Source organism: Cryobacterium arcticum (genome assembly GCF_003185895.1).
GTDB classification, from domain to species: domain Bacteria; phylum Actinomycetota; class Actinomycetes; order Actinomycetales; family Microbacteriaceae; genus Cryobacterium; species Cryobacterium arcticum.
In genome coordinates, this window is sequence record NZ_QHLY01000012.1 from 588351 (window position 1) to 604144 (window position 15794).

At 67.8% G+C, this 15794-nt stretch carries 15 protein-coding genes and 2 tRNA genes; 12 read left to right on the plus strand and 5 right to left on the minus strand.

The genetic code is table 11. The annotated features are described in order from the left end of the window. The 6 genes from CTB96_RS12430 to CTB96_RS12455 all read left to right on the plus strand — a co-directional run bounded on the left by CTB96_RS12430 (position 1) and on the right by CTB96_RS12455 (position 5883). Complete coding sequence (locus CTB96_RS12430; RefSeq protein WP_110127202.1) at positions 1–1098, plus strand: ABC transporter permease; 1098 nt, start codon at positions 1–3, stop codon at positions 1096–1098. Further along, entirely contained in the window at positions 1095–2813 is a 1719-nt protein-coding gene (locus CTB96_RS12435) for an ABC transporter ATP-binding protein (RefSeq protein ID WP_110127203.1), read from the plus strand. The genes CTB96_RS12430 and CTB96_RS12435 overlap by 4 nt, the downstream gene beginning before the upstream one ends. A gap of 4 nt (positions 2814–2817) precedes the next feature. Next, entirely contained in the window at positions 2818–3732 is a 915-nt protein-coding gene (locus CTB96_RS12440) for an ATP-binding cassette domain-containing protein (protein WP_110127204.1), read from the plus strand. A gap of 10 nt (positions 3733–3742) precedes the next feature. Then, on the plus strand, positions 3743–4750 hold the full coding sequence (locus CTB96_RS12445) for a D-isomer specific 2-hydroxyacid dehydrogenase family protein (RefSeq protein ID WP_110128471.1): 1008 nt from the start codon (positions 3743–3745) through the stop codon (positions 4748–4750). Between the two features lie 85 nt (positions 4751–4835). Beyond that, positions 4836–4908: transfer RNA gene (locus CTB96_RS12450), tRNA-Asn, on the plus strand. Between the two features lie 99 nt (positions 4909–5007). After that, entirely contained in the window at positions 5008–5883 is an 876-nt protein-coding gene (locus tag CTB96_RS12455) for a sensor histidine kinase (RefSeq protein ID WP_146215817.1), read from the plus strand. A gap of 23 nt (positions 5884–5906) precedes the next feature. Here CTB96_RS12455 and def read toward each other — a convergent pair whose 3' ends face one another. Then, positions 5907–6473 (minus strand): peptide deformylase, encoded by a 567-nt coding sequence (gene def / locus CTB96_RS12460; RefSeq protein WP_110127206.1) that lies wholly within the window; start codon positions 6471–6473, stop codon positions 5907–5909. Positions 6474–6513: 40 nt separating this feature from the next. Here def and CTB96_RS12465 point away from each other — a divergent pair, with 40 nt between their 5' ends. The 5 genes from CTB96_RS12465 to CTB96_RS12485 all read left to right on the plus strand — a co-directional run bounded on the left by CTB96_RS12465 (position 6514) and on the right by CTB96_RS12485 (position 11643). Further along, entirely contained in the window at positions 6514–7428 is a 915-nt protein-coding gene (locus CTB96_RS12465; protein WP_110127207.1) for a DMT family transporter, read from the plus strand. Between the two features lie 206 nt (positions 7429–7634). Continuing rightward, on the plus strand, positions 7635–8843 hold the full coding sequence (locus tag CTB96_RS12470; protein WP_248283362.1) for a glycosyltransferase: 1209 nt from the start codon (positions 7635–7637) through the stop codon (positions 8841–8843). A gap of 45 nt (positions 8844–8888) precedes the next feature. Next, positions 8889–8962: transfer RNA gene (locus tag CTB96_RS12475), tRNA-Ile, on the plus strand. Between the two features lie 209 nt (positions 8963–9171). Beyond that, positions 9172–9873, plus strand: a complete 702-nt coding sequence (locus CTB96_RS12480; RefSeq protein ID WP_110127208.1) for a hypothetical protein — start codon at positions 9172–9174, stop codon at positions 9871–9873. A 51-nt stretch (positions 9874–9924) separates the two neighbouring features. Beyond that, entirely contained in the window at positions 9925–11643 is a 1719-nt protein-coding gene (locus CTB96_RS12485; RefSeq protein ID WP_110127209.1) for a bifunctional 3'-5' exonuclease/DNA polymerase, read from the plus strand. A gap of 29 nt (positions 11644–11672) precedes the next feature. On the opposite strand, the gene CTB96_RS12490 is transcribed toward CTB96_RS12485, so the two are convergent. Beyond that, complete coding sequence (locus CTB96_RS12490; RefSeq protein WP_110127210.1) at positions 11673–12257, minus strand: PadR family transcriptional regulator; 585 nt, start codon at positions 12255–12257, stop codon at positions 11673–11675. A gap of 281 nt (positions 12258–12538) precedes the next feature. Between CTB96_RS12490 and CTB96_RS12495 the strand changes: the two genes are divergently transcribed. Beyond that, positions 12539–13060, plus strand: coding sequence for a DUF3145 domain-containing protein (locus tag CTB96_RS12495; RefSeq protein WP_110127211.1), 522 nt, complete (start codon positions 12539–12541; stop codon positions 13058–13060). A gap of 64 nt (positions 13061–13124) precedes the next feature. On the opposite strand, the gene CTB96_RS12500 is transcribed toward CTB96_RS12495, so the two are convergent. The 3 genes from CTB96_RS12500 to CTB96_RS12510 all read right to left on the minus strand — a co-directional run bounded on the left by CTB96_RS12500 (position 13125) and on the right by CTB96_RS12510 (position 15785). After that, entirely contained in the window at positions 13125–14360 is a 1236-nt protein-coding gene (locus CTB96_RS12500; RefSeq protein ID WP_110127212.1) for a beta-ketoacyl-[acyl-carrier-protein] synthase family protein, read from the minus strand. 112 nt (positions 14361–14472) lie between these two features. Continuing rightward, positions 14473–14721, minus strand: a complete 249-nt coding sequence (locus CTB96_RS12505; protein WP_110127213.1) for an acyl carrier protein — start codon at positions 14719–14721, stop codon at positions 14473–14475. A gap of 62 nt (positions 14722–14783) precedes the next feature. Continuing rightward, positions 14784–15785, minus strand: a complete 1002-nt coding sequence (locus CTB96_RS12510) for a beta-ketoacyl-ACP synthase III (RefSeq protein WP_110127214.1) — start codon at positions 15783–15785, stop codon at positions 14784–14786. Positions 15786–15794 lie beyond the last annotated feature (9 nt).

A 15794-nucleotide genomic window follows, 5' to 3' on the forward strand; every position in this document is an offset into this window, starting at 1 on the left:
ATGACTCGCATCGATTCGCTCGAACCCGATGTCGGCACCGCTGGAGGTGCCCGGAAGCCCAGCCTGCTCTCCCGGCTGCCGATCGTGCACCAGCTGCGCCAGAGCGTCGGCCTGCAGCGCGGCATGCTCGTTGCCGGCCTGGTCATCACGGCGCTCTTCATCCTCACGGCGATCTTCGCCCCGGTCATCGCGCCGTACGGTTACAGCCAGCTGCGGGGCGACGACGGGGTCTTCGGCGCCCAGCAGGCGCCGGGCGGCTCCCATCTGCTCGGCACCACCGTCGGCGGATACGACGTGCTCTCCCGGGTCATCTGGGGCTCCCAGACGGCGCTCTTCGTAATTGTCGTCGCCGTGCTGTTGTCGATCTTCGCCGGGGTGTTCCTCGGACTCGTCTCCGGCTATTTCGGCGGCTGGCTCGACCGGGTGCTCGTCGTCGTCTGCGACGCCGTCTACGCGTTCCCGTCGCTGCTGCTGGCCATCGTCATGTCGATCGTCATCTCCGGCGGAAAGTCGAACCTCGTCGGCGGTGTGCTGGCCGCGGCCATCTCGATCACCGTGGTGTTCATCCCGCAGTATTTCCGGGTGATCCGGGCCGAGACCGTGCGGATCAAGGCCGAGGCCTATGTCGAATCCGCCCGGGTCCTGGGCGCGAGCAACTTCCGCATCATGTCCAGGCATGTGCTGCGCAATGCCACCCGCACCCTGCCGTTGATCTTCACGCTCAACTCCTCTGAGGCCATCCTCACCCTCGCCGGACTCGGGTTCCTCGGCTTCGGCATCGAGCCGACCGCGGCAGCCGAATGGGGCTACGACCTCAACAAGTCCCTCTCCGACGTCACCAGCGGTATCTGGTGGACATCGCTGTTCCCCGGGCTCGCGATCGTGCTGGTGGTGATGGGTATCACCCTGGTGGGGGAGAGCCTCAACGACCTGGCGGACCCGCGCCTGCGCGGCCGTCGCGCCGTCGGCGCCTCCTCCGGACTTGTCGCCGAGACCTCCGTGGTTCCCGGCGGCACCCTGGACGCCGGACCCGGCGGCCTGGCCGGACTCGAGAACCTGCCCACCCTTCCCCTCGACGACAGTGAGGCGCCCCGATGACCGAGACCCACGACTCCCCGGCAGAGCAGCAGACCGTGCTGCGGATCGACGACCTCGGTGTGTCCTTCTCCACGGATGCCGGCGCCGTGCGCGCCGTCGACGGCGTCAGCCTGAGCGTGCGCCGTGGCGAGGTGCTGGCGATCGTCGGCGAGAGCGGCAGCGGCAAGACCGTCACCGCCAAGACCATCCTCGGCCTCCTGCCCGAAACGGCCATGGCCCAGGGCGCCGTGATCCTCAGCAGTCGCGACGGCCAGAGCTCCAACAACGTCATCGCCCTGAGCAAGCAGCGCCTGCGCCAGGTGCGCGGCACCGATGTCTCGATGGTGTTCCAGGAGCCGGGCACCGCCCTCAACCCGGTGTACACCGTCGGCTGGCAGATCATGGAGGGCATCCGGGCACACGGCACGGTCAACCGGGCCGACGCCAGGGCCAAGGCCATCGAGATCCTCGGCCGGGTCGGCATCCCCGACCCTGAGGTGCGCATCAATTACTACCCGCACCAGTTCTCCGGCGGTCAGAAGCAGCGCGTGGTCATCGCCATGGCCCTGGTGCTCGAGCCGGGCCTGATCGTCGCCGACGAGCCCACCACGGCGCTCGACGTCACCGTGCAGGCCGAGATCCTCGACCTGCTGCGCCGCTGCCGCGACGAGTTCGGCACGGCGATCGTGCTGATCACCCACAACATGGGTGTCGTGGCCGACCTGGCCGACCGGGTAGCCGTGATGTATCAGGGCAAGGTGGTCGAAGAAGCCGACGCCAGCACCCTGTTCAACTCACCCCAGAACCCCTACACCCAGCGGCTCCTCGCAGCAGTGCCCTACGTGGGTCAGGGTGTCGTCCGGGCCGCCGCCCGGGCGGAGGCCCGCACCCCGGAGTGGAGCGCGCAGGCGCCCGTCGTCGTCGCCGACAAGCTGCGCATCCAGTACCCAGGGCGGCTCGGCCGCCCAGGCTTCATCGCCGTCGACGGTGTGAGCTTCTCCATCCGTCCCGGCGAGGTCCTCGGACTGGTGGGGGAGAGCGGATCGGGAAAGACCACCATCGGCCGGGCCATCGCCGGACTCACCCGGGTCACCGACGGGTCGCTGCGTGTTCTCGGGCACGAGATGAACGGATTCCGCGAGCGCAAGTTCAAGCATCTGCGCAGCGATATCGGCTTCGTCTTCCAGGACCCGGCCTCCAGCTTCAATCCGCTGCTGACCATCGCCGACTGTGTCGCCGAACCCCTCATCGTGCACGGTCGGGCATCCAGCCCGCGGGCGGCGAGGGCGCGGGTCGACGAACTGCTCGAGGCCGTGCAGCTGCCGCGGGCGTTCGGCGACCGTTTCCCGCATGAGCTCAGCGGTGGGCAGCGCCAACGTGCCAGCCTGGCCAGGGCGCTCGCGCTCGAGCCCAAGCTGCTGATCGCCGACGAGCCGACCAGCGCCCTGGACGTCTCGGTGCAGGCCAGGGTCCTCGAGCTGTTCGCCGACCTGCAGCGTGAGCTCGGTTTCGCGGCGTTGTTCATCAGCCACGACCTCGCCGTCGTCGACATCCTCGCCGACCGGATCGCCGTGCTCTACCACGGCAGCCTGGTCGAGGAGGGCACCGGAGCCCAGGTGCTCGGCGCGCCGCAGGACCCGTACACCCAGCGCCTGCTCGCGTCCCTTCCCGTGCCGGATCCCGCGGCCCAGGCATTGCGTCGGGAGGACCTCGCGAAGCTGCGTGCGGCAGGATAGAGGTATGAGACGCGTCGAAGCAGATCCGTATCCGATCGTTGCCAGCGACCTCACCGTCGAATATCCGCCCCACGGGGCCAGCAGCGCATTCGTGGCTGTGCGGGGATTCTCGCTGACCCTGGGGCGCGGAGAAGTGCTCGGCCTCCTGGGCGAAAGCGGTTCAGGCAAGAGCACTCTGGCCCGAGTCCTGTCCGGCGCCACGCACGGTGCGGGCCGGGGCGACGTGCAGCCGCAGATCACCGGGGGAGAGGCGACCGTTCTCGGCTACCCGCTGCGGCGCATCGGCCGCAGACAACTCGCCAGGGTCACCTTCGGAGTGGGAATGCTCGCGCAGGACGCGGCCACAACCCTGCCGGCCAGCCTGACCGTGGCCGACATCGTGGCAGAGCCCGTGCTGGAGCGTGATCACCGCTACAACCGTGCGGCGCTGGCGACGATGGTGGCGACCATGGTCGACGCTGTGCGGCTGCCGCTGTCAGTGCTCGGCAAGTATCCCTATGAGCTCAGCAGCGGACAGCGCCAGCGGGTCGCGTTGGCCAGGGCACTGGTCTTCGAACCGGCGCTGCTGATCGCCGACGAGCCGACGGCCGGGGTCGACGCGCTCGTTCGCGATGACGTCATCGACCTGATCGGCGAGCTGCAGCACGAACGAGCGTTCTCGGCGGTTCTGATCAGCAACGACCTCGGAGTGCTGCGGCGGGTGGCGAACCGGATCGGCGTCATGCACCAGGGTGTGCTGGTGGGCCTCGGGCCCATCGACGAGGTCTTCGACAATCCGTGGCACCCGTACGTCATCGAACTCGCCGCCGCGCTGGCGCTCGGAACCGGTGAGCCGGAGCCCGCCGCCGGGGCCGTCGACGCTGTCCCGGATGCCTCGGCTGCTCCGGCTGCCGCGAGCACCGTCCGGCACGAACAGTGAGGCCGATGTCATGAACCAGCACCAGCCACAGGGGCAGCACCGGGCTGTTCTCTCCGATGATGCGCAACTCGGCATCTCCGCTACGCACCCGACGCCGGGGCCCATCGCCATCCTGCCGGAGCCTCTGCCGCAGTTCGCGGCCGCCGTCGAACAGGCCGGCGGAACCGTCGACGTGCTCTCGGCCGGGACGCGCGGCCTGATCTGGCTCTCGTACGCCCGTGCGGCCGAACTCGGCGAGGTGCTGGCGCAGAACCCGCAGATCGGCTGGGTGCAGTTGCCCTGGGCCGGAGTGGATGCCTTCAGCGCTGTGCTCGCCCGTCACCAGCGCGACGACCTGCTCGTCACCAGTGCCAAAGGAGCGTATGCCCAGCCGGTGGCTGAACACGCCCTGGCGCTGATCCTGGCGTCACTGAGGCTGCTGCCGCAGCGGGCGCGGGCGCGGTCGTGGAATGCGGAGCCTGCCGGGACGTCCCTCTATGGCCGAACGGTACTGATCGTCGGTGCCGGTGGTATCGCCCGGGAGCTGATCAGATTGCTCGAACCGTTCGGCACCCGCATCGTGATCGTGCGCCGCAGTTCCACCGCTGTGCCGGGCGCCGAGCGTACCGTGAGCATCGACGTCCTGATGTCGGAACTGCCCCAGGCCGACGTCGTCGTGCTGGCGGCCGCCCTGACGAGTGATTCCCACCACCTGGTGGGGGCCCGCGAACTCGACGCCATGAAACCGGACGCGCACCTGATCAACATCGCCAGGGGACCCCTCATCGACACCGATGCCCTCGTGGCGACGCTGGCGTCCGGCGGCATCGCCGGCGCCGCCCTCGACGTCACCGAGCCTGAGCCACTGCCGGACGGGCATCCGTTGTGGAGCGAACCGCGCTGCCTGATCACCCCGCATATGGCCGACACGCCCGAGATGACGGCACCACTGCTGGCCGAGAGAATTCGCCTGAATGTGGCCGCGTTCCTTGGAAATGGGCGCTTCGTCGGGGTCGTCGACCCCGCTGTCGGCTACTAGGACCCACCGTCGATTTGGTGCACGGCGAAGTTTTGGTAAAGTAGCTACGCTGTTCAAGCGAAGGAAACTCTCGCCGAGCACGCATTCCTCGATAGCTCAATTGGCAGAGCAGCGCACTGTTAATGCGCAGGTTCTTGGTTCGAGTCCAAGTCGGGGAGCGAAAAGGCCACTAGGGGCTCCACCCCCGGTGGCCTTTTTTGTGCCCTGGACGGCCCCTGCGGCTAGTCTGAACCCGAATGTAGCGAAAGGTGGCGTGGGTGTTCCCCTGGCAGATTCTGTGCGTCGTGCTGGCGGCCGTGTGCGTGATCCTCGCCGTGCTGTGGCTGATGGGCCTGCGTCGCAATCGGCGTAGCCGGTTCGACCGCTCCGCCGCCGAACGCGTTCGCATCGACCTGGAGCTCTCCCTCGCGGAACAGCAGGGCCGGCTGGCGATCATCCGTGAGCTTCAGGACGTCGCCGTACTCTCCCTGGCCCGGTTGATCACCCGCGCAGAGGGTGCCCGATACGCCGCCGAGAGCGACCCCAGCACCGCCGTGCGCGCAGCCACGGCCCTCGTCGAGGACGGCAGGGTCACGCTGGCCGACCTGCGCCGAGTGCTGACGATCGCCAGGGAGGGCGAGTCGATCCAGGCCATGCAACCCGGCCTGCAGTCGGCACGCAACCTGTTCGGGGTCATGCGCGACGCGGGCCTGGCCGTCGGCTTCACCGAATCCGGCGACAGGTTCCCGCTCAAGCCCGGCGCCGAACTCGCCATCTATCGCATCCTGCAGAGTGCACTTGCCAACGCCCTCAAGCACGGCGGTGTCGGCACGGAGGCCCGGGTGTCGTTCACCTGGACGCAAGACGGCCTGCAGCTGCTCATCGACGACGACGGTATCCGGGCTGCGGCCCGGCGCGAAAGTGCGACGGCATCCGACTTCGCCGCCAGGACCGCGTACACGATCGACGACGACCTCCGGGCGCTCAGCGAGAGCATCTCCGGCGCCGGCATCACCCAGATGCGGGAACGGGCTCAACTCTTCGGCGGGATCTTCAACGCAGGAACAGTGCCTGGGGTGGGGTTCTCGGTCTCAGCGGTGTTCCCCTCGTTGCGCTTCCACAACGGCGTGCACGGCGTCGATCTGTCCCGCTGACCCGACCGGGTCGGGCCGCGGGGTCAGCCTTCCAGGTCGTCGACGCCGGGCAGCCAGCTCAGGCCGGGGCCGCCCCAGCCGCGCTTGCGGGCGACCTTCGTGGCGATCTTGGCGTAGAAGTGCTCGAGCCGGTCCACGTAGAGGGTACCGTCGAGGTGGTCGAACTCGTGCTGGAAGATTCGCGCCAACCAGCCATCCGCCCGGATCTCGAACGGCTTCTGGTCGAGGTCGAATGCACGCAGGATCGCCGACCCGGATCGCAGCAACGGGAAGCGTTCGCCGGGAAAGGACAGGCACCCCTCGACGTCCTCGTCCTCGTCGGCCTCTCCGGCCGGAACCGGGGTGATCCAGAGCTCGGGGTTGATGGCGACACCTCTGGTCAGGACCTCGTCGTCGTCCAGGTAGCTGAAGGTGAACAATCGCAAGCCCACACCCACCTGGGGGCCGGCGAGACCGACGCCGGGCGCGGCATCCATCGTCTCGTACATGTCCTGCACCAGCGCGCGCAAATCGTCGTCGAACTCGACGACGGGTTGAGCGGGGGTGTGCAGGACGGGATCGCCTGAAATTACTATCGGTCGCACGGCCATTCAGCAAGGATATCGGCATGGATCTCGATAGTCTCGTTGAGTGAACCCCGACTTGACAGACCTGGCAGGGGAGATCGCGATCGATCCACGCCAGGCGATTGGTATTCCGCTCGCGTTGATCGGTGCGGTCTTCCTCTCCCTCGGCGCGCAGTTCCAGCATCGCGGCGTCACCAAGGTCGAAGCGCACACGGTCGAGATCACCGGCGGAATGAACACCCGCCAGCTCGTGCTGCTGTTGTCCCGGCCGTCCTGGGTCTTCGGCACCCTGATGCTGGGCCTGGCCATCGCCTTCCAGCTCACCAGCCTCGCCTTCGCACCCCTGATCGTGGTGCAACCGCTGGGCGCCGTCGCGCTGGTGATCACCGCAGTGCTCAACGCCAGGGTCAGCCGGGTCAAGCTCAACCGGGCATCCATCATCGCGATCGCGATGTGCGTCGGCGGCGTCGGCCTGTTCGTGACCGTCGCTGCCTTCACAGCGGTCGACAAGCCCGTCACCGACCAGAACCTCATCACCATCCTGATCGTGCTCGGGGTGGTGCTCTGCGCCTTCGCTGTGGCCTTCGTGATGCTGCGCACCAAGTTCAAGGCGATCTTCTACATCATCGGCGCCGGCGTGCTCTACGGCTTCGTCGCCACGCTCGCCAAGGTGATCATCAATCGGATCCAGAACGGCAACTTCGAGTGGCTCACCCTGGTCTGCGTTGCCGGCCTGCTCCTGGCCGCGGCCGGCGGGGCCTACTTCGTGCAGAACGCCTATTCATCCGGGCCGCCCGACCTCGTTATCGCCGGCCTGACGGTGATCGATCCGATGATCGCCGTCGGCATCGGCATCGTCGTGCTCGGGGAGGCGTCCCAGGCCCCGGTCTGGGCAGCCGTCCTGTTCGCCGTCGCCGGTGCCGTCGCCATCTGGGGAGTCTTCCGGCTCGCCAAGTATCACCCGCAATCACAGAGCTGACCGGTGATTTTCTTCGACGCGCCGCGTCTGGGGGGCTGCCGTAGGACAGTCGGTTTAGAATAGGGTGCTAACACACCTCGACGGCGTGTTTCGTCGAGACCCAGACTTCGTGCCGGATGACCATCCCCGGCCCACCTACGTAGGGACTACGCCACTTGTGCGCTTCATCTGATTTACCGGGCCAAACGGACCACCGGGTCACCCCGGTGGCAACGAGGCCCATCCGCGTTCTCATCGCCGCAGACACCTTCGCGCCCGATGTGAACGGTGCGGCCCGGTTCGCGGAACGCCTGGCCGCCGGCCTGGTCGCCCGTGGCCACGTGGTTCAGATCATGGCGCCGGCCGCAACGCGCAAGCACGGAACCTGGACCGAGGTGCACGAGGGCCAGTCCATGACGGTGCACCGGCTGCACAGCTGGCGCTGGCGCCCGCACGACTGGCTGCGCTTCGCCCTGCCCTGGATCGTGCGCCGGCAGAGCCGGATGATCCTGGACAGTTTCCAGCCTGATGTCGTGCACTTCCAGTCTCATATCGTGATCGGCCGCGGTGTGGCGATCGAAGCCCAAAAGCGGGGCATCCGCATCATCGGCACCAACCACTTCATGCCGGAGAACCTGCTGCAGTTCTCCCTGGTTCCCAAGGGCTTCCAGGACCACGTGGTCAAGGCCCTGTGGAAGGCCGCAGAGCACACCCTCAAACGCGCGGAGGCCGTGACCACGCCGACCCGGCGGGCGGCGGAATTCCTGGAGAAGTACACGGGCCTCAGCGGCGTGCGATCCATCTCCTGCGGCATCGACGCCGACAACTATTCACCCAACTTCGAGCCCCGCACCGAGAACCGGGTTTTGTTCGTCGGCCGGGTGACCGGCGAAAAGCAGATCGACGTGCTCGTGCAGGCGATCGCCCTGCTCGACCCCAGTCTGAACGTGCAAGTGGAGATCGTCGGAGGCGGCGACCAGCGCCGCAACCTGGAGCTGCTGGTCGAGTCGCTCGGCCTGGCCGACCGGTTCACGTTCACCGGTTATGTCACCGACGAGGAATTGCGCAGCGCGTACTCCCGCGCGACGGTGTTGGCGATGCCGTCGATTGCTGAACTGCAGAGCATCGTCACGATGGAGGCGATGGCATCGGGTCTGCCGGTGGTGGCCGCAAACGCGATGGCGCTGCCGCACCTCGTGCACGACGGTCAGAACGGCTACCTGTTCGAGCCCGGGAACGCCCAGGACCTCGCCGACAAGCTGACCGTGGTCTTGACGAGTTCCCCTGAGGAGCTGGATGCCCTCAAGCGTGAGTCGCTCAAGCTCATCGAGGCGCACGACATCAAGCGCACTCTCAACACCTTCGAGATGCTCTACCGCGGTGAGCCGGTCACCGACCCGCTGGTGACGGATACTGCGGCCCAGTCGCGCGACTGACCGAGACCGACGAACCTGCCTGGGCCGATACTATGGTTCACGCACGGGGTGGTAGCTCAGCTGGTTAGAGCACGCGGCTCATAACCGCACGGTCACGGGTTCAAGTCCCGTCCACCCTACTCATTACAGCCGCCGGCCAGGCGCCTGAGCCGGCCCGGCCGGCCACTCGCACCCCTCGGCCCGGCCCACTCGGGCCTGATTTTGCGCCGCACCGGCCAGGATCCCCCCGGATGGCCGGAAGCGGCGGGAATTTGTGCCAATATATGAAGATTCTCGTCAACCCGATGACGCGAGCGCCTTCCCACCCCCTCTTGTCGAAAGTACCGCCATGCCCGGATGGTTTACCCCCAGTCCCCGTCTGTCCCGCTCCGTCCTCGCCGGCGGCCTGAGCCTTCTCGCCCTCGGCCTGACCGGCTGCAGCGCGCTGGCGCCGCTGATGGGCACCCAGCCCATCCAGCAGAACGTGGCCGTGATCACACCCACTCCCACCCCGACTCCCGAGCTGGTCTTCGACTCGGTGTTCACCGACATGGGTTCCGTTCACCCGACCCTCATGATCGGCCCAGAGCTGGAACTCGAGCTGGACATGTGGACGGAGCAGAAGACCCACGAGTGGTACACCGACAGCGACAAGCTGTTTTCGTTCGTCATCAGCGTGTACGACCGGTCCGTCGACGCTGACGCCCCGTTTGAATCCAAGCGCCACGTGTACATGTCCAACATCAGCGTGATGGCGACAACGTCGACGACGAGCGGCTCGACGGTGTCCCCGTTCGTCCTCAACGCCGACCCGCTGCTCGTCACGCTCGACCCTGAGGCCCTGCGTTCAGACAAAGGCCTGCTGATCACCTCCCCGAAGGGTGGTTTTCAGCTCGAGTCGAACGAGATCGGCGAGGTCAGCGATGACACCTACGGGGTGACACTGGACTTCGCAATGACGATCTCCAGCGAAACGACCGCCGGCACGGGCACCTACGGCACCCAGGTCGTGCACGTTCCGGTTCCCGTGGCGATCTTCCCGCGCACCTGATCCGCCCGGTAACCGGTCCCGGCACCGGCGCCACGCGAGGCACAATGGACTGTGTACATTCTGGTGACCCCGACGCGCTCTGAGAGCGTCAGGGTCAGGGAACTCGACGCCCTCGGCGCCCCGGCCGGAGTCGATCGGGTGCTGTCGGCGGAGGACTTCCCCCGCTTCGCTCTGGAACGCGAGCGGGAGGCCGTCCGCTGGGTCTGGGCCGAGACCTCCAGGGTCTACCCGCTGCTCCTGCAGGCTGGGATCAGGGTGCGGCGTGCCCACGATCTGCGGCTCTGCCACGCAATCCTGCGGTCGTCGGAAGCCACGGCGGCGAGCATTCTGGCCAACGGACCGGCCGGTCGCTGGGACCGCCCCGTGGCCGTCGCCGCCGCACCGATGGCCGGAGCGACGCTCTTCGATCTGGACCTCGGTGCGGCGGGCGATGAGGACCCGGGACACGACGATGAACTCGACGAGTTCCGGGCGCAGCTCGATGCCCTGCAGGCCTGCCGGGAGCCCGGTCGGATGCGGCTGCTCCTGGCCGCAGAGTCGGTCGGCGGGCTGATCGCCGCCGAGATGCAATTCGCCGGCTTGCCGTGGCGGAGCGCCATCCACGACAGCCTGCTGACGGCAGAACTCGGTCCGCGGGCCCCCGCCGGCCTCAGGCCGCTGCGCCTCGAGGAACTGGCGGTTCGCATCCGTGTCGAACTGGACGACCCTTCGCTCAACCCGGATTCGCCCCCAGAGCTCCTCCGTGCGCTGCACAAGGCTGATCTGCGCGTGCTGTCGACCAGGGCCTGGGAACTGGAGAAGCTCAACCACCCCGTGATCGAGCCTCTGCTGCGGTACAAGAAGCTGGCCAGGCTGCTCAGCGCCAACGGCTGGTTCTGGATGGAAAGCTGGATCATCGACGACAGGTTCCATCCGGAGTACCTGCCCGGCGGCGTGGTGACGGGTCGCTGGGCGACACGGGGCGGCGGAGCGCTGCAACTGCCACGCCAGATCCGCGGTGCCGTCGTGGCGGATCCGGGCTGGAAATTCGTGGTGGCCGACGCCGCCCAATTGGAACCCCGCATCCTGGCGGCCCTGTCCCAGGACACGGCAATGGCCGCAGCGGGGCGCGGCACCGACCTCTATGCCGGAATCGTGGCCAGTGGGGTTGTGGAGACCAGGGCCCACGCCAAGGTGGCCATGCTGGGCGCAATGTACGGCGCGACCTCGGGGGAGAGTGGCAGGCTGCTGCCCCGCCTGGCCCGGGCGTACCCGCGCGCGCTCGCCCTCACCGAAACCGCGGCGCGCACCGGTGAGCGCGGCGACGTTGTCAGTACCAGGCTCGGGCGATCGTCCCCGCGGCCGGGCGCCGGCTGGCAGGATGACCAGGCGCGTGCCTCGGAGGCCGGGGCGACCGCGGGCGACGAACGCCGCGCGCGCAGCCAGTCCAGGGACTGGGGCCGGTTCACCCGTAACTTCATCGTGCAGGGCAGCGCCGCGGAATGGGCGCTCTGCTGGATGGCCGAGATCCGTAAGGGACTCTGGGACCTCGCCGTCACAGCCGATGGACAGGCCGGACGCGCGGCCGACGGGCCGTTCCGGGTGGTCCCGCACCTGGTCTTCTTTCTGCACGACGAGGTCATCGTGCACACGCCGGCGGCTGTGGCCGAGGACGTGGCGCGGATCGTGACCGACGCGGCGACCACAGCCGGCCGGTTGTTGTTCGGGAACTTCCCGGTGGACTTTCCGCTGACCTGTGTCGTCGTCGACAGCTACGCCGACGCGAAGTAGTCGCGGCGCGCCGTAGTCGCGGATTGCCGTCAGCGGGCGGCGGCGAGTCCCTGGTCGGAAACGGGTCTGCGCCCACGTCGGGGCCGCACCAGACTCAGCTCGCGGTGGAAGGCCCTGCCGGCGTCGCCTCGAAGCAGGGTTGCCGCCGTGTCCAGCCAACCCAGCGCCGCCTGCGCCAGCGCCTGGTCGGCTGCGGCGCTCAAGGCCGGTTGGCCTGCGGGAGCGGTGTCGTGCGGACGCGCTGCGCGCAGCTGCCAGCTCGTGCGGTACCCGTCGAGGACAGCGGCGAGGTCGACATGCGCGAGCGACGAGGCGATCAGCACCCGGTCCAGCATGTCGTTCCACTCGGCTCCGGCGCCGCTGTCGGTGGAGCGCAACCAGTCCTCGGCTTCTGCTCGTCCTGCCGGAGTGAGTCCGTACAGCGGCAGTCCGTCCGAGGTGCTGCCGGCGGAGGCCACGGCACCCTGGTCGACCAGACGGTCGAGGGTGCTGTAGATCTGGCCGACGTTGACCGACCGTCTTCCGGCCGTGCGGGCTTGCAGTTCGCCGTGCAGTTGGAAACCGTATGCCGGTCCGATCGTCAGGATCGCGAGGAGGGCGCTGCGCACCGACATGGAACCTCCGAGTGACAAGCCGGCAGCCGCTGGGGAGCGCAGTCCGGCGGTTCCGGTCGACCAGTAAAGATATACCGAATATACATAAGTCGGGGCCGAAATCCGGTCAGGGCGCTCGGGGCGCGCCGGGCAAGCCGTGGAATCGTTGGAGATTCCCGGGTGGGTGGTGCATAATTTGACCTAATACCGTCTGCGGCTCGTGTTCGCAGGTTCAGGGTTGGTCCAGTTCGAGACCGTTGGGGAAGACGCACCTCGAATATCAACCAGGAACGGAGAACACGATGACTGCACCCCACACTCGTCTGCCAGCGGCCGCACGGGGCGTTTTGTATGTGCACTCGTCGCCGCGTGCACTTTGCCCGCACGTCGAGTGGGCCGCCGGTCGCGCCCTCGGCGAGGCCGTGAGCTTCGACTGGGCCGAGCAGCCGGTGCTGTCCGGCTCGCAGCGGGCGGAGTTCTTCTGGGAGGGTCCGGCCGGAACCGGGGCGACCATGGCGTCCGCTCTGTTGGGGTGGGACCACCTGCGCTTCGAGGTCACCGAGGATCCGGGTCCCGGCCGGGACGGCGGCCGTTGGCTGCACACGCCGGCTCTCGGCATCCACTTCGCCCAGACGGACAGTGCCGGCAACGTGGTGCTGCCGGAGGACCGCCTGCGCGCCGCGATGGTCGCAGCGGGAGCCGACACCGCACACCTGCACCGTGAGCTGCACCGCGCCCTCGGCCAGCCCTGGGACGACGAACTCGAGGTTTTTCGCCACGCCAGCGATCTCAACAGCGTGGTCTGGCTGCACCGCGTCGGCTGAGAATCCTCCCCGCGGACACAGCACCGCCCGGCACCGAGCAGTGCTCGGCCCGGGCGGGGTGGGATCAGACGGAACGGAACGCGACGACGGCGTTGTGGCCGCCGAAGCCGAACGAGTTGCTGATCGCCAGGACGTTGCCGGCACCGAGGGGGCGCGGCGCGGCGACGACGTCAAGCGGAATCGCCGGGTCCTGCTCGGTGAGGTTGATCGTCGGCGGCAGGATCCGCTCGGAGAGTGCCTTCACCGTGAACAGCGCTTCAATCGCACCGGCACCGCCGAGCAGGTGCCCGGTGGATGCCTTCGTGGCCGACACCGGAATGCCCTCGAGCAAGTCGCCGAAGACGCGCCGGAGGGCGTTGTACTCAGCGATGTCGCCCACCGGGGTGCTGGTGGCATGCGCGTTGATGTGCATGACGTCGGCCAGGTCGGCGCCGGCGTTGCGGATGGTCTCGATCATCGCGCGGGCGGCGGCAGAACCTTCGGGGTCTGGAGCCGTGATGTGGTACGCGTCGCTGGTCACCGAACCGCCGAGCAGTTCGGCGTAGATGTGTGCGCCACGGGCCAGGGCGTGCTCCTCGGTTTCGAGGACCAGTGCGGCAGCGCCCTCACCGAGCACGAAACCGTCGCGGGAGATGTCGTAGGGACGCGACGCGGTGGCCGGGTCGTCGTTGCGCTTGGACAGTGCCTGCATGGCTGCGAAGGATGCGATCGGCAGCGGGTGGATCGCGGCCTCAGAGCCACCGGCGATGACGACGTCAGCGAGCCCGGCCTGGAGCCGGTTGTAGGCGTTGACGAGGGACTCCGTGCTGGACGCGCAGGCGGAGACGACGGTGGTGATACCGGCCCGGGCGTGCAGGTCCATGCCGATGGCCGCTCCGGGGCCGTTGGGCATGAGCATGGGAACCGTCATGGGCAGGACGCGGCGCGGGCCACGCTCGCGCAGGGTGTCCCACGCGTCGAGGAGCGTCCAGACGCCGCCGATGCCGGTTGCCCAGTCCACCGCGAGGCGTTCGGGTTCGACCTGGGGCTCGCCGGCATCAGCCCAGGCTTCGCGCCCGGCGATGAGGGCGAACTGGCTGGAGGGGTCGAGGCGCTTGGTTTCGTGGCGGGCGAGGACCTCGATAGGACGGACCCTGGCCTGCGCTGCGAAGGTGATGGGGAGCTGGGTGCGCTCGACCCATTCGTAGTCGAGTGTGGTGGCTCCGGACTCGCCGGCGAGGAGGGCGCTCCAGCTCTCGGCGGCCGTGCCGCCGAGCGGGGAGGTGGCACCAAGCCCGGTGACAACGATTTTTTTGGTCATAACAACGACTCTCCGTGAGAACGTGCGCGAAGCGAGGGAGGAAACTGCGGATCGAGCGTCCCGGAAGAACGGGTCGGCCGGCGAAAGCCAGTCGACCCGTTCGGGCGTGGACCTAGTCCTGGGCCTTGACGATGAACTCGACGGCGTCGCCGACGGTCTTGAGGTTCTTGACCTCTTCGTCGGGGATCTTGACGTCGAACTTTTCCTCGGCGTTGACCACGATGGTCATCATCGAGATGGAATCGATGTCCAGGTCGTCGGTGAACGACTTGTCCAGCTCAACCTGGTCGGTTGCGATGCCCGTCTCGTCGTTGATGAGCTCGGCCAGGCCGGCAAGAACTTCTTCGGTGGACAATGCCATGTTGTTTTCTCCTTGGGGGTGTCTCGTTTGACCGAGATTCAGTTTAGAGGGGTGGAGCGAGGCTACGGCAGCACAACTACCTGCGCGCCGTAAACCAGACCGGCGCCAAAGCCGATCTGGAGGGCAAGACCGCCGCTGAGCTCAGGGTGTTCTTCGAGCAAGCGGTGGGTGGCTAGGGGGATCGACGCGGCCGAGGTGTTCCCGGTCGTGGCGATGTCGCGCGCGATGACGACGGACTCGGGCAGCTTGAGCTGCTTGGCGAATTCATCGATGATGCGCATGTTGGCCTGGTGCGGGATGAACGCGGCCAGCTGGTCCGCGGTGATTCCCGCGGCGGCCAGGGTCTGCTTGGCGATCTTGGCCATGTCCCAGACGGCCCAACGGAAGACCGTCTGGCCTTCCTGGCGCAGGGTCGGCCATTCCTTCTCGCCGCGGCGGTACTCCTGCAGGGTGCCGTTCATGCCGACGGCATCCGCGCGCCCGTCAGAACCCCAGACCGAGGCGGAGATGCCCGGGTAGTCGCTCGGGCCGATGACGACGGCGCCGGCGCCGTCGCCGAGCAGGAACGAGATGCTCCTGTCGGTGCCGTCGACCATGTCGGAGAGCTTCTCGGCGCCGATCACGAGCGCATAGTGCGCTGCGCCGGAGCGGATGAGGGCATCTGCCTGGGCGACGCCGTAGGCGTACCCGGCGCAGGCGGCGTTGAGGTCGAACGCGGCGGCGGGAACTGCGCCGATCCGGTCGGCGACGACGGCGGCCATGGACGGCGTCTGGCGACCGTTGCTGATGGTGGCAATGATGATGGCATCGATCTGGTCGGCGTTGATGCCGCTCTTGCCGATGGCTTCGAGCGCAGCGGTGGTGGCCAGGTCGACGGCGAGCACATCCTGGCTGGCGCGGGTGCGGGTGATGATCCCGGTGCGCTGCTGGATCCACTCGTCTGATGAGTCGATCGGCCCGACAAGGTCATCGTTGGGCACGACGAGGTCGCCGCGTGCGGCGCCGACCGCGAGGATGCGGGTGTACTGGGCGCCCTGCGACTGCAGGAGTTGTGGCTGGGTCATTCGTCTCTT